We start from the raw sequence: 19,634 nt of genomic DNA, 5'->3' as shown, positions 1-19,634 counted from the left end.
ACTCAGGCGTGCAGCGCGTCCAGCCCGCTGGCGCGCAGCACGCGGCGGGTGACGGCGGCCTCCAGCACGCGCTCGCCTCCGGGGTTGAACAGCGCAAGCTGCACACGGGCGCGAGTGATGCCGGTGTAGAGCAGTTCGCGCGTAAGGATGGGGCTGACGGTATCGGGCAGCACCAGTGCGACGGCGCCGAATTCCGAGCCCTGAGACTTGTGCACGGTCATGGCGAACACGGTTTCCACCGCACGCAGGCGGCTCGGCAGCACCCAGCGCACGCGGCCGGTGTCGCTGGCGACGAAGGCCACGCGCAATCGCGTGCTGCCGTCGGCCTCGCGTCGCAAGAGCGTCACGCCGATGTCGCCGTTCATCAGGCCCAGGCCGTAGTCGTTGTGCGTGACCAGCACCGGACGGCCGGCGTACCAGTCGTGGCCGGTGTCGATACGGCTGGCACTGGCCAGCCAGCGCGCGATGACGCGGTTGAGCCCTTCCACGCCCCACTCCCCCTTGCGAACCGCGCACAGCACCTGAAAGCTGGCCTGCGTTTCGAGCACGCGGCGGGCGAACTCATCCGCCGCGTCGTCCTCGACCGGCACCGGCTCGCGGGCGAGTTCCAGCCAGGCGCGCGTGCCGTCGAGCATGGCGGCGCGCAGCGAGGCGAGCGATTCTGCGCCGGTGTGGCTGACCACGTCGGCATGCGCGGCGGCGAGTTCGGAGCGCACCGCAGCCGGCGCTCCGGCATTGACCGCCTCGGCCAGCCGGCCGATGCCGCTGGCGGCGTCGAAGCGGCGCGAGACGCGCAGCATGGCAATGCTCTGCTCGAGCGCGGTGCCGGCAGGGTCGATGTATTCGGCGGGAATCGTCTGCCCGCTGGCCTCGGCCAGCCACGCGGCAGTGTCCGGCGTGTAGTGCGCCTCGCGCGCGCGGGCGGCGAGCACGCCGAGCACGGCGCCGGCCTCGACCGAGGCGAGCTGGTCGCGGTCGCCCAGCAGCACCAGACGCGCCGTGGCCGGCAAGGCGGCCAGCACGGCGGCCATCATTTCGAGGTCGATCATCGAAGCCTCATCCACCACCAGCACGTCGAGCGCCAGCGGCGTGTCGGCGTCGTGACGGAAGGCGCGCGAATCGGGCCGCGCGCCGAGCAGGCGGTGCAGCGTCGTGACGGTGGCGGGAATCGCGGCGCACACCGCGTCGTCGATGTTCAGCGCCGACAGCGCGCCGCCGATGGAGGCGTTGAGCCGCGCCGCGGCCTTGCCGGTGGGCGCGGCGAGCCGGATGCGCAACGGCAGCGCGGCGTCGGCCTCCAGCGCCAGCGACTGCAGCAGCGCGAGCAGGCGCACGACGGTGGTGGTCTTGCCGGTCCCGGGGCCGCCGGTGATGACCGAGAAGGCGCTGCGCGCGGCCAGCGCGCAGGCGAGCTTCTGCCAGTCGGTGTCCTTGGACGGCGCAAACAAGGTGTCGAGCATGCGGCGCACCTCGCCGGCCGGTGCTGCGGCAGGTGCGGCCACGCGCGCCGAAACGGCTTCGATCACGGCCTGCTCGAAGCGCCAGTAGCGACGCAGGTACAGGCGATCGCCGGTCAGCACCAGCGGCGTGTCGCCCTCGCCATCGCCGACCAGTTGCGGATGCTCCAGCGCCGCGCGCCACGCGGCAACATCGACGCCGGCCAGCAGGGTGCGTGGCGTGTCGGTGGCGTCCTGCGCACCATCGGGCGGCAACGACAGCGCAAAGTCCGGATCACTCAGCGTGGCGGCCAGCTCGAGGCAGGCGTGACCGCGACCGAGCTGGTGGCTGGCCAGGGCGGCTGCGAGCAGCAGCAGACCCGGCGCGTCCGGCGCCTCGCGCCACAGGAAGCCGGCGAAGGCCGCGTCGAGCGGGCGCAGCCAGCCACGCTCGGCCCAGCGTTCGATGTGGGTGGCAATTTCGGTGGCCGGCGTTTCCGGCAGCAGGGCGGCGGACAGGCAGGGAATCATGCGGCCTCCCGGACCGAGAACAACGCGTCCAGCGCCTCGATCAGCTCGCGCGGCGGGCGCTCCACATGCACGCCGCGCGACTCGGCACCGATGCCGCGCAGGAAGACGTAGGCCGCGCCGCCGATGTGGCGGTCGTAGTCGTAGCCCGGCAGACGGGCGCGCAACTGGCGGTGCAGGGCGAAGAGGTACAGCACGTACTGCAGCTCGTAGCGCGCTTCGAGAATCGCCGTGCGCATGGCCTCCGGCGTGTAGGCCGTCTCGTCCGCGCCGAGCCAGTTGGACTTGTAGTCGATGACGTAATAACGGCCGTCGAACTCGAAAACGAGGTCGATGAAGCCCTTCAACATGCCGGACAGTTGCGCGGGTTCCAGTGCCGGACGCGGCGCGGCATCCAGCGTGTGCTGGCAAACCAGCGCATCGAGCGCACGCGTGTCGACGCGGCCGGCAGACAGCCAGAACTCCAGTTCGGGGCTGAGCGTCGTGGGCTCGGCCAGCGCGCAAGCCACACCGCCGGGCAGCGGCAGCGGTGTGGTGATGAGCGAGCGCAACCAGCCAGTCAGCGGCGCTACCCATTCCGCCCAGCCGCGCGGGGTGGCGCGACGCTCGACCTCGGCCTGTAGCCGTGCCGTGTCCGCTGCGATGGCCGCAAAACCCTCCCGCGCCGCCCATTCCAGCAGGTCGTGCAGAAAGGTGCCGGCCGCGGCGCCGCGCGGGAAGGCGTGCACGCTGCCCGGCGCGGGTTTGGTCTGGAGGGCTTCGGGCGCGGGCTCGGAGAGCACTTCGCGGAACACGTCTTCGGCCGGCGTATCCGGCGTGCCGCCTGCGGTGCGCAGCGCGGAATAGCTGGCGATCCACCAGGGTTCGCGCGGGGCGGCGACGGGTGTGCGGGCCTGCAACTGCGCCCCCTCAGCGGCTTCGTTCAGACGCTCGTGATCGGGCTCGGGCGTCAGCGCCACGGCAATGTGCTCGCAGTCACCGCGCAGTTCGGCCAGGCGGGCGGGCAGTTCAGCGGCATCGACCTCGCCGAGCACATGGCCCAGCGCACTGGCCTTGAGCGTGTCGAAGGGCGCAACGCCGACCCAGGTGGCGTGGCGGGCACGGGTCAGGGCGACGTAGAGCTTGCGCACGTCCTCGGCGCGGCGTTCGTGTTCGGCGCGCTCGCGGCCGGGCGCGTATTCGACCAGCGAGAGCTTCAGGCGGCCTTCGTCGTCATGCCACACCACCGGCAGCTTCTTGCCGTCGCGGTCGCGCGCCGAGCAGCCGAAGGGCAGGAACACCAGCGGGTATTCGAGGCCCTTGGATTTATGCACGGTCACGACCTGCACCAGATCGGCGTCGCTCTCCAGGCGGATCTGGCGGCCTTCGTTGCTGGTGCCGTCGGCGGCGTCCTGGCATTCGCTGGCGAGGTGGCGGATCAGCGCGTGTTCGCCCTCCAGCGTCTGGCTGGCCTGCTGCAGCAGTTCGGCCAGATGCAGCAGGTCGGTCAACACGCGCTCGCCGCCGTCGCTGGCGAGCATGCGCGCCGGCACGTCGTAGTCGTGCAGCAGGTGGCGCAGCATCGGCAGCACGCCTTGCCGGCGCCACACCTCGCGGTACGTGCGAAAACGCAGCACGGTCTCTTCCCACGCGCGCTCGTCGCGGTCGAGCGCATCCAGCGCGGCCCAGTCCAGCCCCAGCGTGGCGGTGGCCAGGGCGCTGCGCACCCGGCGCGGTTCGTCCGGCTCGGCACAGGCTTCCAGCCACAGCTGCAGCTCCATGGCCTGTGCGCTGGCGAAAACCGAATCGCGGCCCGACAGGTAAACGCTGCGCACGCCGCGCGCGGACAGCGCCTCGCGCACGATGGCGGCTTCGCTGCGCGTATTCACCAGCACCGCGATGTCGGCCGGGCGCAGCGGCGTGAAGTTGTCGCCCTGTCGGAAACCGGCCTGCGCATCCGCCAGCAGGCGGCGGATGGTGCTGGCGCAGCTTGCGGCGATCAGCGCGCGCTCGTCACCGCGCCGGGCCTTGCCCTCGGGCGCGGGCAGATGCCACAGCGTGAGCGGCGCGACTTCCAAGCCGGCGCACTCGAAGCGCTCTTCGCGCCCTTTCGCGTCGGCCGGCGAGAACGGCACCGAGCTGTCAGCTCCGGCGCCGAACAGGAAGGCGCCGTCGGCCTGTTGGTCGGCGAAGGCAAACACGCGGTTGGCGGCATCTACCATGCCGAGGGTCGAGCGGTGGTTGCGGTTGAGCGTGTACAGCCGCTCGGCGCAGGCGCGGCGCGCGACCAGATAGGTGTGGATGTCCGCGCCGCGGAAGGCGTAGATGGCCTGCTTGGGGTCGCCGATGAGCACCAGCGCGCAATCGTCGGCCGGGGCTTCGACGCGGTACACGGCGTCGAAGATGCGGTACTGCACCGGGTCGGTGTCCTGGAATTCGTCGATCAGCGCCACCGGATACTTGGCGCGGATGCGCGCGGCGAGCTGCGGCCCGTTGAGGCCTTCGAGCGCGGCGGCGAGGCGCGCGAGCAGGTCGTCGAAGCCGATCTCGGCGCGGCGGCGCTTCTCGGCCTCGAAGCGCGCGGCGACCCAGCGAGCGGCGTGGCGCAGCACGTCGGCGCGGGCGTCGGGCAGTTCGGCCAGCGCCGGCTGCAGGGCTTCGATGGCGGCGAAAGCTGGATGCTCGGGCGGTTCGCCCTTTTTCTTCCAGGCCTCGCGCACGCCCTCGGGAGACAAGCGCCGGAAGGCCGAATCACTCAGGCCGGGGTCGATGATTTCGGCGTCAGCCTGCCACGCGTCGAGCGCGTCCAGCCAGCCGTCGTACCAATCGCGGCGCAAGCTCACGCCCTGCGCGCGAGCCTCGTCGAACAACACACGCAATTCGTTCACCCAAGCACCCCACGGCGCTTTCAGCGCCGCCAGCAGCCGATTGCGCTCGGCCAGCGCACTGGACAGCGTGGCCGCCGGATCGTCGGCCGGCGGCAGGCGGTCGGCGTGAGCCAGCACATCCTTCAACGCCTCGGCCAGCACGTCCGGCGCGGCCCACCAGCGCCGCACCTCAGCCACGGATTCGGCCGGCAACGGCAGCATGAAGCTGCGCCACCAGTCGCGTACGGCCTCGTCGCGCAACTCCGTGTGGTCGGTTTCGAGTTTCAGCGCGAAGGGGCTGCCGCTGTCGAAGGCGTGCTCGGCGAGCACGCGGCGACACCAGGCGTGGATGGTCGACACCGCCGCCTCGTCCATCCACTCCGCGGCCATGCGCAGGCGGCGTGCGCGACCGGGCAACTCTTCCGCGGAATAGCCGGCGCGCAGTCCAGTGAGGAATTCGTCAACGGCCGATTCGGGCTGCTCGAAGGCGCTGGCGGCTTCGCTCAGGCGACGGCGGATGCGGTCGCGCAGCTCGCGCGTGGCCGCTTCGGTGAAGGTCACGACCAGGATTTCGGGCGGGTCGAGTTCGCGCGCAAAGGCCGTCTCGCCCTTATGACCGAGCACCAACCGCACGTAGAGCGCGGCAATGGTCCAGGTCTTGCCGGTGCCGGCAGCGGCTTCGATCAGTCGGCTGCCGGACAGCGGGAAGCTCGCGGCGTCGAGCGGATGCACAATGCTCATTCGCCCTCCCCGTCGCCGTCGCCGTCGCCGTCGCCGTCGTGCAAGGCATCGAGCATGGGCTGCAGCAGGCGCTCGGCCCACTCCGCCAGCCCGCCGGCTTCGAGCGCAGCGTAGTCGGGCCAGGCGCGGGCCAGATGCGGGTCGTCGCCGCGCTCGCCTGTGGAGTTGAAATCATCGCCCTCGTAGATTCGGCGCGCGGTCTTGCCGGTGAGCAGTTCGGCCGCGGTCTTCACCGCGAAGGGCAGCGGGCGGCACAGGCCGGTGTCGCGCGCGCGCAGCAGGTCGGCCAGCAGTTCGCGCGCGGTGTCGGCGGCCAGCGGCGCGAAGCGTGCGTCGCCCACGGCGGAGAGCACACGCGTGACGGTCGGCCCGCCCAGCTGCGCGGCGAGGTGCGCCGGCCAGTGGCGCCACAAGACGTGATGACGCCAAGTACGCTTCTTGCCATCGATGATATTGCTGGCCACCAGCAGCACGCGGGCACGAGCACCTGTTGCGTCGGCGCGCATGTCGGAAAGACGGTCGGAAAGCACGAGGCGACGGCCATCGACTTCAGTCTCAACCGCCACCGCTTCGTCTTCCAGCGTCTGCGGCCACAGCGCGAGCTCAGCGACGTATTGCTCGAACAGCGCCTGCATCGGCAGCGCGAGTTCGCGCGCCTCGACCACACCGAAGCCGCCCGGTGCGAATTCGCCGCGCCGCGCGATGCGCGCCAGCCCGACCTCACGCGCGGCGTCGACATCGCCCCCGGCGGCCAGCGCGCGCGCCTGCACGGTGATCAGTTCGTCGCCGCGCTGCCAGCGGCGCAGGCCGTCGGCGTTGAAGGGTTCGACGTCGTCGGCGACGGCCTCCTCGCGCGAGAGGTCCACGCCCAGCCGCGTGCGGAAGAAGCCCTTGACCGGATCGCGCAGGAAGCGCGAAAGCTCGTCGAGCGTGAGCGGCTCGTCGCTGACGAGCGGTTCCAGCGCGGCGGCGCCCGCAGGACGTGCGGCAGCAGATTCGCGCCATTCGCGGGCGTAGGTGAATAGCTCGGGATCGGCGCCGAAATACGCCGGACTGAAGGGCTGGAGCCGGTGTTCGACGGTGAGCCGTTTGAGCAGATCGTCACCGTCGGCCGCGCGCCAACCAGCGGCGAGGTGGTCGCGCAACTGCCCGACCAGCACCGAGGCCGGGCGCTCGACGTTGTCGGTGATGCTGCGGCCAACCCACGACACGTACAACACGTCGCGCGCGGACAGCAGCGCTTCGAGGAACAGGTAGCGGTCGTCCTCGCGGCGCGAGCGGTCGCCCGGGCGCATCTGGCCGGGGCGGCCCATCAGGTCGAAATCCAGCGGCGCGCGGGTGCGCGGGTAGTCGCCATCGTTCATGCCGAGCAGGCAGACGTGACGGAAGGGGATGGCGCGCATCGGCATCAGCGTGGCGAAGGTCACCGCGCCGGCGAAGAAGCGCTGCGTGAGGCCGCCGGCGTCGAGCGCGCTCATCCAGTGCTCGGCCACCACCGCCAGCGGCAGCGGCTCGGCGAGCCCGGCCTCAAGGCAGGCGTCGGCCCAGTCGGCGAGCGCGGTGTTGAGACGTTCGACGGTGAGCGCGGCTTCGGCGTCGTCCCCGGCGTCGAAGAAGTCGGCGAGCAGGTTTACGAGGCGTTCGCGCCACTGCTGCGGCGCAGCCGGCTCGCGCAAGTGCCGCCACGCGGCGTCCAGCCTCGCGACGAGTTGCGCCAGCGGCCCGAGCAGCGCGGCATCCAGCCCGCCGATCTCGCCGTGGGACTCAATGCCCTGCCAGGCCACATCGCGCCCGGCGGCATAGCCGAGCAACATGCGGCGCAGGCCGAACAGCCACGTGTGGTCGGCGGCGTCCGTGGGCGGCAGATCGAGCGCGGCGCGGTGTTCGGCGTGCAGGCCCCAGCGCACGTTGGCGCCGCGAACCCAGCGCGCGAGCGTGGGCAGGTCGGATTCGTCGAGGCCAAAGCGGCGGCGCAGCGCCGGCACGTCGAGCAGGTCGAGCACCTCACTGGCGGTGACGCGGGCATTCGGCAGGCCAAGCAGCAGTTCCAGCCCCTGCACCAGCGGGTCGGTGGCGCGGCTGCCCTGATCGGCCAGGCAATACGGGATGCGGCGCGCGTCGTTCGCGTCGTGCAGGCCGAACACGGCGCGCACGTGCGGGGCGTAGGCGTCGATGTCAGGCACCATCACGATGATGTCGCGCGGGCGCAGATCGGGGTCGGCATCGAAGGCGGCGAGCAGGCGGTCGTGCAGGATCTCGACCTCGCGCTGCGGGCCGTGGGCGATGTGGAACTGGATGGAATGGTCGCCCGGCGCGACGGCCGGCCACTTGTCGCGCGTCTCGGCCAGCGGGCGCAGGTCGCGGATGTCGTCCTGCAGTTGCGCGAGCAGCGTCGCGCCGCCGGTGGGCTCGAACCGGTCGATGCGCTGGCCGATGCCGGCCAGCAGTTCGGCATGCCGGCCGCGCGCGGTGGCGTCGTCATAGGAATCGAGCAGCGCGACGAAATCCCGCCCCTGCCGGCCCCAGGCCGCGAGCAGCGGCTGGGCGTGCAGGTGCAGCGCGTCTTCGGGCAATTCCTCGGGGAAGCCCGCGCGGCGCGACTGGCGGCTGGCGCGCTCGCGGCGCAACAGTTCGCGCCCCTGCACGATGTCGGCCCAGTGGTGCTCGCAGGGGTTGTGCACGCACATCAGCACCTGCGACCAGCGCGCCATCGCCGCCAGCACCTCCAGCGACTGCTGCGGCAGCGACGAGATGCCGAACACCAGCACGCGGCGCGGCAGACCGGGCGGGCGGGCGTCACCGGCCGACTCCACCACTTCCATGAATCGCTCATGCACCGCCGCGCGGCCGCCGGTGGCGGGCAAGCCGGCCTGCGCCAGATCGGCACACAGCGCACGCCATAGCGCCGGCTGCCAGCGCTGGTCTTCGGGCAGGGGGTCGTGCTGGCCGCGCAGATCAGGCAGCACATCCTCACCCGCCGCCCAGGCCGCCAACCAGTCCGCGCGATACACCTGATATTGGTCGAACAGGTCGGCCAGTCGGCCTGCCACCTGAAAGCGCTTGCGCGCGTCCGCGTCATCGACCAGGAAACGCGCCAGCGGCGCATACACCGGGTCTTGCAGCAGTCCCGGCAGCAGCCGCATCAGCCGCCACACCAGCCGCGACTCATCCAGCGGCGAAGCCTCCGGCACCGCCTCACGGCCCAGCACCGCGCGATACACCCGCCAGAAGAAACGCGACGGCAAATCGAAGCGCATCGCTGCGGCAATGCCGCAACCGCCGTCGCGCTCGTCGGTCATGGCAAGGCGCAGCCACTGCGCAATGCCGTTGCTCTGCACCAGCACCGTTTCGTCTTCCAGCGGCGCCAGCGGGTGATGCCGCATCCACGCCACCAGCACGTCACGCAGCGCCTCGGCACGATTGCCGTGCACGAGGATCAGGCCGGGCGGAAGGTCGGGCGGAGCGGACATGCGCGAAGGATACCGGACATCCACGACGCATCCTGTCGCGCCGGTCCTCGACTCGATGCGCCTCGTGCAGGACGAGCCCCGCTTGAGTATCCTTGCGGCTGCCGCCGAGCTCGCAACCCTCCCCCAACTCCGCAGGAAATCTTGAAATGCTCGTTCCCGACGACGACACGGCCATTCACGCCATTTTCGACCGGATACTTGACGAGGGGGTGGCCGTGATACTGGAGACCCGTTCGTTCGAGGCGTTGCAGCGGCGCCTGAGTGAATTGTTCGTTCCACTTGCCGCCCACATCGTCGCGGAAACGGACGAACCCCTGGAGGACGATCAGATCGCTGCCGTGGCGCGCGGGATGGCCACCCACGCGGCCTTCGATCTGTGGAACCACACGCCCATTCCGGAGAACCGTTTCCGCCCCCGGTCCATCGCCCGCCCGGAGCGCAACGCGCCCTGCGTGTGCGGTTCGGGCCGCAAGTTCAAGCAATGCTGCGGTGCGATCGAAACCCCCGGCCTGATCCTGCCACCGGACGAGATGGCGGCCCGCGTCCTGCAGCACTTCCCGCGCGAGCGCATTGGCGAGATCGCCGCACTGCACGTGCCGGTACAGACCCTGGGCATGGTGGCCAGCCGTTGGGCGGAAACCGGTCGCAGCGATGACGTGATCGCACTGCTGGAGCCGGTGTTCGCCGATGTGCGATCGCTCGACGCACGCGCCGAGCACGCCGCCGATGTCCTGCTCAACGTCTACCTCGATCGCGGTGACGAAGCCGCGCGCAACCGGCTGCTGGACAAGCTGCGCAACGCCCCGGACAAGACGCTGGTCTGCGTCGCCCACCAGCGCGATGCCGTCCGCGCCGCGGACCTGGACGATTTCCCGCGGGCCTGGGCAGCCTTCAACGCCGCCCAGCGGCTCACACCGAACAATCCGGCCCTGTCGCATCTGGAGATCCTGATCCTGCTGCAGGAAAGACGCACCGAGGAGGCCCGCGCACGCGCCGAATTCTGGATCGCCAAGCTCTCACGTGACCCCGACCACGACCACTCCGACCTGATCGAGATGCTGCGCACCCTGCCTGCGGAGGGGCAACGCATGCTCGCCGAAGCCTCTGACGAGGCGCCGTTGATCTTCGACCCCGTGCTCGCGCAACATCTGTCCGAACTGCCCATGCGGTACTCGGTCAAGCGGCTGGTGCTGCACGTGGAGTTGAGCGACATCGAACCTCCGATATGGCGTCGCATCGAGGTGGAGAACACGCTCAGCTTCGCCGACCTGCATGTGATCCTGCAGGAGGCGATGGGGTGGCAGGACTGCCATCTGTACGAGTTCGTTGTCGGCGATGTCCGCCTGCAGCCCGCCGACGCCCCCACTGCGGGCGGAGCAGCCGAGCGCACCCTGCCCGACGACGTGGTCGAACTCGGCCAGTTGCTGAACCGGCGAAAATACTTCGGCTACGTCTACGATTTCGGTGACGACTGGCGTCACCGCATCACGGTCGAGCAGCGCCTGCCCTCGCGCCCGCATGAGCGCCCCGCCGCACTGATAGACGGCGCTCGCGCCTGCCCACCGGAGGACTGCGGCGGCGTGCCAGGCTACTATGAACTGCTCGACGCCCTCGCCCATCCACGCCACCGCAACAGCCGCGAGCGGCTGGGGTGGGCCCGCAACTGGAAGCCTGACCGCTTCGATCTGCGGGCCACGGCCAAGCGCGTGGAAGCACTGTTCCGCAGCATCGACTGAGTCGTCCCGCCCGGGGCACGCCGAGATGCGGGCCATTTGGGTCATGCCCTCCGGGTGGGCCTGTATGGCCGCGCCTGCGGCGTTGCGCTCATTGTCAAGGGACTGGCCATTGACGGCTTCGCGCGCCTTGCCGGCTCAGCCATACAGACCCACGCGATCCGCCAGCGCAATTGTGAATAGGCCCTGACGTCCACAGTCATCTGAACGGGCACGGTACCCGCTGGCCGCTTTCGGACCATTGCAGAGTGATAGCACTCCGCCTAAACTGCTTTCATTGACAGCGCAACGCGCAGGAGGCCGACATGGCGACAGTCACCGTCAGAAATCTGCCGGACGAGGTGCATCGCGCGCTTCGTGTGCGCGCAGCGACGCACGGCCGCAGCACCGAGGCCGAAATCCGCGAGATTCTCGAATCGACCGTTCGCCCGCCGGAGCGGCTTCGCTTGGGCTCGGCTCTCGCCGAACTGGGCCGCCGCGTCGGGCTGACCGATGACGACATCGCGGCCATCGAGAAGGTGCGCGACAAGACCCCGACCGAGCCTGTGAGCTTCGAATGATCGTCCTGGATACCAATGTCGTTTCCGAGGCGATGAAAGCCGCGCCGAACGCCACCGTGCTGGCGTGGTTGGATGAGCAGGCGGCCGAAACCCTTTACCTTTCCAGCGTCACGCTTGCCGAACTGCTGTTCGGCATCGGTGCCCCGCCATCCGGCCGGCGCAAGGATGCGCTGAAGCAAACGCTGGATGGCCTTCTGGTGCTGTTCGCGGATCGCGTGCTCCCCTTTGACACCGACGCAGCCCGGCACTACGCCGAGCTGGCCGTTTCCGCCCGAGCGGCCGGCAAGGGCTTCCCCACACCCGACGGCTATATCGCCGCCATCGCGAAGGCTCGCGGTTTCACCGTCGCCACGCGCGACGTTGCGCCATTCCAGGCGGCGGGCCTCAAGGTCATCAATCCGTGGGAGGCCATGCAGTGACGGCGCAGTGTCGGCTGCATTGCGAAGCCTCCGCAACGGAACCATAATGGTTCCATCTTGAAACGAAGTGCCAACCATGCCTGCGAACCTGACCCTGAAGGGCGTCCCCGACGAAATCCATGAGCGCCTCAAAGCGGCGGCCATCGCGAATCACCGCAGCCTGAACAGCGAGATCATCGCGATTCTGGAGGCTCGCGTTCTCACTCGACGCGTCTCCGCGCAGGATCAACTCGCGGTCATTCGCGCCGCGCGCGCGCGCCTCAAGCAAGCGGAGTTCGACCACGCCGAGATCGACCGGATCAAGCGCGAGGGGCGCGCATGATCGTCGTCGACGTCAACGTCATCGCCTACCTCCTCATTCCCGGGAGGTTCACCACCAGAGCCGAACACCTGCTCGAGTCGGACCCAATCTGGGCCGCGCCACGCCTGTGGCGCAGCGAGTTGCGCAACATCCTGGCGACCTACGTACGAACCGGGCAGATCGAACTGCATGACGCGCTCGATCTGTTTCAGCGCGCTGCCGACCTCATCGCCGGCGAGGAGTATGAAGTCGAAACCCCCGCCGTTCTCCGCCTCTGCAAGGAAAGCGGTTGCTCGGCGTATGACTGCGAGTACGTGGCCCTGGCGGAGTTTCTCGATCAGGAATTCGTAACGGCGGATCGAAAGCTGGCGAGCGCGTTTCCCCACAGGGCGCGGATTCTCGTTACTGCGTGACGTTCGACTTGGGCCGCTTGTTGCGTGTTGCGCAACATGGTACGCTGCCGGCATGATCAAGACGTTCCGGCACAAAGGACTTCGCCGTCTCTTTGAGACAGGAAGCGCCTCGGGCGTTCAGGCCAGCCATGCCAAGCGGCTCCGGATGCAACTGGCCGCCTTGGACACTGCCCAGTCGATCGACGATATGGATATCCCCGGGTTTCGCCTTCACCCGCTTAAAGGTGAGCTACGAGGGCGTTGGTCTATTACGGTCAACGGCAACTGGCGCGTGACGTTCGAGTTCAAAGACGGAAACGCCTATGTTCTGGACTACGAGGACTATCACTAATGGCTATGCACAATCCTCCTCACCCTGGTGAGTTCATCACCGACATCTATCTCGAGCCCAATGGCATCAGCGGCAGGGAGCTTGCGGACAAGCTGGACGTGGCCGCTTCTACTCTTAGTCGTGTGCTGAAGGGCTCCAGCCGGGTCACGCCTGAAATGGCGCTCCGCCTGTCCAAGGCTATTGGCCGTAGCCCCGAGAGCTGGCTCGCCATGCAGGACACGTACGATCTGTGGCTCGCGCGGCAGAGCGTCGACTTGCAAAGGGTTGGAAAGCTCAAGTTGGCCGCGGCCTAACTCCGGCTTTAGCCGGCGACGGATCGCCCTCACGGCGGAGCAACCGGTGGAAAGGTGGGTCGTGCGGCAAAACGGCGGTGACATGGGGTCTGACCCCAATTACCTCGTCATCGTATGTTCGGTCTCGGAAACTGGTCCCTTTGCCCGCTCGTGACCGGCAGCAGTCAATCGCGGCGACCACATCAAGCAGACGCTCTCAGGGAAACAGGGGATGCCTGACTCCGTGAACCTTCTCAGTAGTGAAACCGCAACTGCGCAATCTGCACCGCATCGCCCTCCACGCGATACACGATGCGGTGCTCGTCGTCGATGCGGCGGGACCACCAGCCAGCCAGCGCATGCTTGAGCGGTTCGGGTTTGCCGATGCCTTCGTGCGGGGTGCGCTGGATTTCGCGGATGAGGCGGTTGATGCGCTCGACCATCTTGCGGTCGTGCTTCTGCCAGTGGAGATAGTCTTCCCAGGCCTGGTCGGAGAAGACCAGCTTCATTCGGCGAGCGTCCGCTCCGCGCCCTTGCCGCCATCGAGTTGCGCAACGGAGGCGAGCAGACGGCGGGCGTTGGCCGGGGTGCGCAGCAGGTAGGCGGTTTCTTCGAGCGCCTTGTAGTCCTCAAGCGAGAGCATGACCACGGACTGTTCGCCGTTGCGGGTGATGATGAGCGGCTCGTGGTCTTCACAGACGCGATCCATGGTGTTGGCGAGATTCGCGCGGGCGGTGGTGTAGGTGATGGCGTCCATGATGCGTCTCCGGATATGTACGTGTAACTGTACAGCCCCGCAACTACACCGTCCAGCATCATGTGTGGCCGGATTGGTGCAGAGATATCGGCCTTGGCCGGCGCGCTGAAGCCCGTCGCCGGAAGTTGCTGATGGCCAGGAGATGGACGTGAATATTGCCGCAGCCAGCAAGCCCGCAGCTCGGTGTACACTTCGCGCGCTCACACTGCCGACGGCCACGCCATGCCCATTCACGAAATCCGCCACCCGCTCGTCCGCCACAAGATCGGCCTGATGCGCGAGGGCGACATCTCCACCAAGAAATTCCGCGAACTGACGGCCGAGTTGGGCCGGTTGCTGGCCTATGAGGCGTGCAAGGATTTCGAGCTGGAGACCGTTACGCTGCAGGGCTGGGCGGGGCCGGTGGAGGTGGATCAGATCAAGGGCAAGAAGGTGACGGTGGTGCCGATCCTGCGTGCCGGGCTGGGCATGCTGGACGGCGTATTGGACATGATTCCGAGCGCCAAGGTGAGCGTGGTGGGCATTGCGCGCAACGAGGAGACGCTGCAGCCGGCGCCGTATTTCGAGAAGTTTGTGGGGCATCTGGGCGAGCGCATGGCGCTGATCATCGACCCGATGCTGGCCACCGGCGGATCGCTGGTGGCGACCTGCGACATGCTCAAGCGCAAGGGCTGCGGGCAGATTCGCGCGCTGGTGCTGGTGGCGGCGCCGGAGGGCATTGCGCTGATGGCGGAGCGGCACCCGGACGTGGAGATATTCACCGCCAGCGTCGACAGCCACCTGAACGAGCAGGGCTACATCATTCCGGGCCTCGGCGATGCCGGGGACAAGATTTTCGGGACCAAGCTGGGCTGAGGCAGTTGAAGCACCAGGCCCGGTGTCTTGTGGGAGCGGCTTCAGCCGCGAAACGGCCGGTATTCGCGGCTGAAGCCGCTCCCACGAAATCCGCGTCTTGATGGATCAGCGCTTCCTTAACACCAAACCACCCCAACCACGCCCCGCGCGGGCTTGCGGAGAAAATGCATGAGTGAATCGCCGAAAGAACCCGTGTGGCGTCAGGCCATTGCGGGCGGGCAGATCCTGTTCGTGGCTTTCGGCGCGCTGGTGCTGGTGCCGCTGCTGACCGGGCTCAACCCGAGCATGGCGCTGCTGGGCGCGGGCGTTGGCACGCTGTTGTTCCAGTGGATCACGCGGCGCGAGGTGCCGATCTTTCTGGGGTCGAGCTTCGCCTTCATCGCGCCGATCATCTTCAGCATGCAGACGTGGGGGCTGTCGGCGACGATGGGGGCGCTGGCCTGCGTGAGCCTGGCCTACTTCGCGCTGGCGGGGGTGGTGTGGAAGCGCGGCGCGGACATCGTGCATCGCTTCATGCCGCCGGTGGTGATCGGGCCGGTGATCATGATCATCGGCCTGTCGCTGGCGGCGGTGGGGGTGAACATGGCGATGGGGCGCACCGGCGACGGCGCGGCCGAGCTAGTGCCGTATGGCACGGCGCTGATCGTGGCGGCGATCTCCTTCGGCACCACGGTGGCGGTGGCGGTGTTTGCGCACGGGCTGCTGCGGCTGCTGCCGATTCTCTCCGGCGTGGCGGCCGGCTATGTTGCGGCGGTGTTGTTCGGGCTGGTGGATTTCGGCGCGGTGGCCGCAGCGCCGTGGTTTGCGCTACCCACCTTCACCACGCCCACCTTCGAGCTGGCCGCCATCCTGTTCATGCTGCCGGTAGCCATCGCGCCGGCCATCGAGCATGTGGGCGACGTGATTGCTATTGGCGGCGTCACCGGCAAGGACTACACCAAGAGCCCCGGCCTGCACCGCACGCTGGCCGGCGACGGGCTGGGAGTGCTGTTTGCCGGCTCGGTCGGCGGGCCGCCGATCACGACCTATTCGGAAGTCACCGGCGCGGTGACGCTGACGCGCAACTTCAACCCGGCGATCATGACCTGGGCGGCGATCTTCGCCATTGCCATGGCCTTTGTCGGCAAGTTCAACGCGCTGCTGGCGACCATTCCGGTGCCGGTGATGGGCGGCATCATGCTGCTGCTGTTCGGCTCGGTGGCCAGCGTGGGGCTGAAGACGCTGATCAACGCGCGTGTGAATCTGGACGAGGCGCGCAATCTGGTGATCGTGTCGTCGATCCTGGTGGCCGGCGTGGGCGGGTTGGCGCTCAACTTCGACGGCATCACGCTGCAGGGCGTGGGCCTGTGCGGGCTGCTGGCGATCGTGCTCAACCAGATCCTGCCGGAGCGCAGAAAGGAATCGGCACGGGCCTGAGCGCGGTCGAGGCAGGGTCTGCATGGTCAGGCAACTCATTCGACCGTGATCCCGAGCCGGAGGCTCCCGAGATGCTTGCAGTCTCGAGCCGCAGCCAGCGCGAACACGATGCCGACGACAGCGAACGCGCGCTGCAGGAACGGGCGACGATGGCAGGCATCGCACAGGTGCTCGAATGCATCGGCACCGACGTGCGCGACGACTACGCGCGTGCCACGACGCATCGCGGCGCACGGCCGATCAATCGGGGCAGCGACGAGCCGATGTTAAGATCGAAGGCTTGAACCCCGGACAGGAGCGGCGCATGAACAAGCAAATCCTTACCGCGTTGTGCCTCGGCACGGCCCTGCTGGCCCTGCCCGGTACCGGCGCCGTGGCCCAGACCCCGGCTTTGATGGCTTTGTCCAAGGCGCCGAGCAGCGTCTATGCGCTGACCGCCAAGCACGAGCTGATCCGCTTCGATCCGGCCGAGCCGGACAAGGTGCTCGAACGTGTGCAGGTCACCGGATTGGCCGACGGGGATACGTTGCGCGGCATCGACTACCGGGTCGCTCACGGCGTCATGTACGCGCTCGGCGCGCGTGGTCAGCTCTACACCGTGGACCCGAAAAGCGGAGCACTGTCCCGGGTGGGCGACGGCAAGCTCCCGCTGGATCTGCCGGAAGGCCCGCTCGGCTTCGACTTCAATCCGGCGGCCGACCGCGTCCGCGTGGTCGCCGAGACCGGGCTGAACCTGCGCCTGCATCCGGAAACCGGCGAAGCCGTGGATTTCGATCCCGACCGTGAAGGCTTCCAGGCCGATCGCAGCCTGCGATACGCCTTCAACGACCGCTTCATCGGACAGGAGCCCAGCGTGTCGGCCGCGGCCTATACCTACAACCCGGACGACGAGAAGCTGACCACCAACTTCGCGATCGACCGGGAGCGCGGCACGCTCGCGATCCAGGGCACGCGTGAAGGCACCGAACCGCCGGTATCGCCCAACCTGGGGGTGCTGAACACGATCGGCGATCTGGGCACCGGCGCGCTGGACGAAGCGTCCTTCGATATCTCCGACATCAACAACACCGCGCTGGCGGCGCTGCGTGTCGAGGGCGGCGACAAGACCGAGCTGTACCGCGTCAACCTCGACCTGGGTCGCGCGATGCTCATCGGCACCATCGGCGACGGCGAGCCGCTGCTCGGTCTCGCGATCGAACCCTGAATCTTGCGGACGACGGCCATCGCCACTCCTTTGGGGAGTGCGGAGATCACTTGAGGCGGGTCAAGGCCAGCGGCGAATAGCTGAGTAAACTACTCGACTACTACCCCGCTCCGGAGACCCAGGATGTTTGCAGTGATGAGCCGCAGCCAGCGTGAGCGCGATGCCGCCGCGCAGGCCACGTTGATTGCGGAAAATGCCGAACTCAAGGCTCGCCTCGCCGCACTGCGCGACGAATGCGACGCGATCCGCAGCGAACGCGACGCGCTGTCCGCCGAGCGCGACGCGCTGACCGAAGTCAGCCGCAATCTCGACGCCTTCGGCGGTTCGCTCGACGGCGTCAGTGGTTCCTTCCGCGACCTTGCCACCACGCTCAACGAGGAGCGCGCCGTCGCAGTCGAGGCCGCCACGCTGGCCGACGAGAACCGCGGCGCCTTCGAACACATCACCGGCAACCTGCGCGCGCTGTGCTCCACCGTCGAGGACGCGGCCGGCAATATCGAGACCCTGCACCGGCGCGCCGGCGAGATCGAGGGCATCGTCAAGCTGATCCGCGAGGTCGCCGACCAGACCAATCTGCTCGCGCTCAATGCGGCCATCGAGGCCGCGCGCGCCGGCGAAGCCGGACGCGGCTTTGCGGTGGTCGCCGACGAGGTGCGCAAGCTGGCCGAGCGCACCGGCGCGGCCACCGCCGAGATCGGCGACCTGGTCGACGGCATCCGCAACGAGACCGAAATGGCGCGCGAGACCATGCAGCGCGGCGCCGCCGACGCACATCGCCACGCCGAGGAGAGCGAGCGCGCCATGCACAGCATGGAGCACATGGAATCGCTGTCGCAGCACATGCAGCACGCCGTCAGCGGTGCGGCGCTGCTGGCCAACGTGGAATTGGCCAACCTCGAAGAGCTGGGACTGAAGCTGGCGGTGTACAAGGTATTGCTGGGGGTGTCTCAGATCCGCCCGGACGAGTTGCCCGACGACACCGAATGCCGCCTGGGCCAGTGGTATTACGACGGCGACGGCAAGGCACGCTTTGCCCGTCTGCCCGGCTATGCGGCGCTGGAGCGCCCACACCAGGCCGTGCATGAACGCGCCTGCAGCGCCCTACAGCATCACTACGCTGGCGAACGCGAGCGCGCGCTGCAGGCGCTGGCGGCGATGGAAGAGGCCAACCGCACGGTCATGGACGGCATCGCGCGCATGCTCGAATGCCTCGAGTGGCGCGCACCCGCACGCGACTGAAGGCCAACGCGCGGTGCACGCGGCGCGGCCCCGTCGATCCGCAACGGGGCCGCGCGCAGGGCTTTCGACCCTGTCTACATCAGCGGACGGCCGCGGTGCACATCCTTGTCGTGCAGACCATGCGGTTTTCGCATCGATTCGATCATGTAGAAGTCTGGCCGGTACTCGATATCCTTCCAGTCGTACCAGTCGGGCTTTTCGATCTCCTCGTATTCGACAACCAGCATCGAGCCACCGTGCTCGCGACCGTTGTTGGTGGTGTGGTGGTCGATGTGGTCATGCGTCATCCAGAGACCGGGGTTGTTCATGCGCACGATCACGTCCACGCGCTCGCCCGGCTGCATCGGCACGACGTCCACCTCGTAGGGCGCGGGCAGCGGCTTGCCGTCCTTGTGCGTGACCAGCATGTCATGTCCGTGCAGATGAAAGGCCACCGGAACGGTCGCGGCGAACAGTCGCAGGCGCAGCACGTCGCCCTTGCGCACGCGAATGGGCTGCGACATCGGAAAGGACTTGCCGTTGATGGAGTAGTAGTTCAGGTGCTCGCCCGGGCGCGGACCGTCGCCGAAGGCGTCGGCATACTTCTCGGACCATCCCGAGAACATCAGCAGCGCGTCATGGGTGACCTGCTGCTCGAGTTCGGATGGCGCCTTGGGCTCGACGATGAGCGGACCCCACATGCCGCGGATGCCGACATGTTCATTCACGTTGACGTGGCAGTGGTACCACAGTGAGCCGACCTTGTCGGCGACGAAGCGGTAGGTGTAGCTGTCACCCGGCTCGATGGCGTGCTGGGTGACGTGCGGCACGCCGTCGGACTGCCAGGTGCCGGTCTGGAACATGCCGTGCCAATGCACGGTATGGCTCAGACCGGTCAGGTTGTGCACGGTGACCTCGACCTCGTCGCCTTCGCGGACGTGGATCAGCGGCCCCGGGACCTGCCCGTTGAAGCCCCAGGCCTTGGCCTTGAAGTTGGGGGCGACCTCGACCTCGATCTCCTCGATGGTCATTTCGAACTGGCGCAGCTCGGCCTGCGCCACACTCACGGCCAGACTCGCCAACAGCGCGAGGCCGGCTTTCAACATCGGATTCATGGTGTGTTTCCTCGTCGGC

At 68.2% G+C, this 19,634-nt stretch carries 18 protein-coding genes; 12 read left to right on the top strand and 6 right to left on the bottom strand.

Annotation, left to right across the window (positions count from 1 at the left end):
* Positions 1–2 precede the first annotated feature (2 nt).
* From recD to recC, 3 genes are read right to left on the bottom strand one after another with little or no spacing between them, the layout of a single operon-like run.
* A complete protein-coding gene (gene recD / locus C0099_RS00920) occupies positions 3–1,967 on the bottom strand; it encodes an exodeoxyribonuclease V subunit alpha (RefSeq protein WP_102245695.1) in 1,965 nt (654 codons plus the stop codon).
* A complete protein-coding gene (gene recB / locus C0099_RS00915) occupies positions 1,964–5,551 on the bottom strand; it encodes an exodeoxyribonuclease V subunit beta (RefSeq protein ID WP_102245694.1) in 3,588 nt (1,195 codons plus the stop codon). The genes recD and recB overlap by 4 nt, the downstream gene beginning before the upstream one ends.
* Positions 5,548–9,021, bottom strand: a complete 3,474-nt coding sequence (gene recC / locus C0099_RS00910; protein ID WP_102245693.1) for an exodeoxyribonuclease V subunit gamma — start codon at positions 9,019–9,021, stop codon at positions 5,548–5,550. The genes recB and recC overlap by 4 nt, the downstream gene beginning before the upstream one ends.
* Positions 9,022–9,167: 146 nt before the next feature.
* On the opposite strand from recC, the gene C0099_RS00905 reads away from it, so the two are divergent.
* The 7 genes from C0099_RS00905 (at position 9,168) to C0099_RS00875 (ending at position 13,071) form a co-directional block, all read left to right on the top strand.
* Complete coding sequence (locus C0099_RS00905) at positions 9,168–10,757, top strand: IS1096 element passenger TnpR family protein (protein WP_102245692.1); 1,590 nt, start codon at positions 9,168–9,170, stop codon at positions 10,755–10,757.
* 302 nt (positions 10,758–11,059) lie between these two features.
* Positions 11,060–11,314, top strand: a complete 255-nt coding sequence (locus C0099_RS00900) for a FitA-like ribbon-helix-helix domain-containing protein (RefSeq protein ID WP_102245691.1) — start codon at positions 11,060–11,062, stop codon at positions 11,312–11,314.
* Positions 11,311–11,733, top strand: a complete 423-nt coding sequence (locus C0099_RS00895; protein WP_102245690.1) for a type II toxin-antitoxin system VapC family toxin — start codon at positions 11,311–11,313, stop codon at positions 11,731–11,733. Before C0099_RS00900 ends, C0099_RS00895 begins: the two co-directional genes overlap by 4 nt.
* Before the next feature lie 76 nt (positions 11,734–11,809).
* Positions 11,810–12,055, top strand: a complete 246-nt coding sequence (locus C0099_RS00890; RefSeq protein WP_102245689.1) for a FitA-like ribbon-helix-helix domain-containing protein — start codon at positions 11,810–11,812, stop codon at positions 12,053–12,055.
* The gene (locus C0099_RS00885; protein ID WP_102245688.1) at positions 12,052–12,447 is read left to right on the top strand and encodes a type II toxin-antitoxin system VapC family toxin; all 396 of its coding nucleotides are present in this window, start codon (positions 12,052–12,054) and stop codon (positions 12,445–12,447) included. The genes C0099_RS00890 and C0099_RS00885 overlap by 4 nt, the downstream gene beginning before the upstream one ends.
* 52 nt (positions 12,448–12,499) lie before the next feature.
* On the top strand, positions 12,500–12,778 hold the full coding sequence (locus C0099_RS00880) for a type II toxin-antitoxin system RelE/ParE family toxin (protein WP_102245687.1): 279 nt from the start codon (positions 12,500–12,502) through the stop codon (positions 12,776–12,778).
* Positions 12,688–13,071, top strand: a complete 384-nt coding sequence (locus C0099_RS00875; RefSeq protein ID WP_199797637.1) for a HigA family addiction module antitoxin — start codon at positions 12,688–12,690, stop codon at positions 13,069–13,071. Before C0099_RS00880 ends, C0099_RS00875 begins: the two co-directional genes overlap by 91 nt.
* A 233-nt stretch (positions 13,072–13,304) precedes the next feature.
* Here C0099_RS00875 and C0099_RS00870 read toward each other — a convergent pair whose 3' ends face one another.
* The gene (locus C0099_RS00870) at positions 13,305–13,559 is read right to left on the bottom strand and encodes a Txe/YoeB family addiction module toxin (protein ID WP_102245685.1); all 255 of its coding nucleotides are present in this window, start codon (positions 13,557–13,559) and stop codon (positions 13,305–13,307) included.
* Positions 13,556–13,807 carry a type II toxin-antitoxin system Phd/YefM family antitoxin gene (locus tag C0099_RS00865; RefSeq protein ID WP_102245684.1) on the bottom strand — a complete coding sequence of 84 codons (252 nt, stop codon included), beginning with the start codon at positions 13,805–13,807 and terminating at the stop codon, positions 13,556–13,558. Before C0099_RS00865 ends, C0099_RS00870 begins: the two co-directional genes overlap by 4 nt.
* 222 nt (positions 13,808–14,029) lie before the next feature.
* Between C0099_RS00865 and upp the strand changes: the two genes are divergently transcribed.
* From upp to C0099_RS16295, 5 genes are all read left to right on the top strand, one after another.
* Positions 14,030–14,662 (top strand): uracil phosphoribosyltransferase, encoded by a 633-nt coding sequence (gene upp / locus C0099_RS00860; protein WP_102248328.1) that lies wholly within the window; start codon positions 14,030–14,032, stop codon positions 14,660–14,662.
* A 168-nt stretch (positions 14,663–14,830) separates the two neighbouring features.
* Complete coding sequence (locus C0099_RS00855) at positions 14,831–16,078, top strand: uracil-xanthine permease family protein (RefSeq protein WP_102245683.1); 1,248 nt, start codon at positions 14,831–14,833, stop codon at positions 16,076–16,078.
* Between the two features lie 71 nt (positions 16,079–16,149).
* On the top strand, positions 16,150–16,362 hold the full coding sequence (locus C0099_RS00850) for a hypothetical protein (RefSeq protein WP_102245682.1): 213 nt from the start codon (positions 16,150–16,152) through the stop codon (positions 16,360–16,362).
* A 20-nt stretch (positions 16,363–16,382) separates the two neighbouring features.
* Positions 16,383–17,282 (top strand): DUF4394 domain-containing protein, encoded by a 900-nt coding sequence (locus C0099_RS00845; RefSeq protein WP_102245681.1) that lies wholly within the window; start codon positions 16,383–16,385, stop codon positions 17,280–17,282.
* A 135-nt stretch (positions 17,283–17,417) separates the two neighbouring features.
* Positions 17,418–18,521 carry a methyl-accepting chemotaxis protein gene (locus C0099_RS16295; RefSeq protein WP_269807777.1) on the top strand — a complete coding sequence of 368 codons (1,104 nt, stop codon included), beginning with the start codon at positions 17,418–17,420 and terminating at the stop codon, positions 18,519–18,521.
* A 74-nt stretch (positions 18,522–18,595) separates the two neighbouring features.
* Here C0099_RS16295 and C0099_RS00835 read toward each other — a convergent pair whose 3' ends face one another.
* Positions 18,596–19,615 carry a multicopper oxidase domain-containing protein gene (locus C0099_RS00835; RefSeq protein ID WP_102245679.1) on the bottom strand — a complete coding sequence of 340 codons (1,020 nt, stop codon included), beginning with the start codon at positions 19,613–19,615 and terminating at the stop codon, positions 18,596–18,598.
* Positions 19,616–19,634 lie beyond the last annotated feature (19 nt).

Source organism: Pseudazoarcus pumilus (assembly GCF_002872475.1).
GTDB classification, from domain to species: domain Bacteria; phylum Pseudomonadota; class Gammaproteobacteria; order Burkholderiales; family Rhodocyclaceae; genus Pseudazoarcus; species Pseudazoarcus pumilus.
This window is presented reverse-complemented; position numbering and strand designations above follow the sequence as displayed.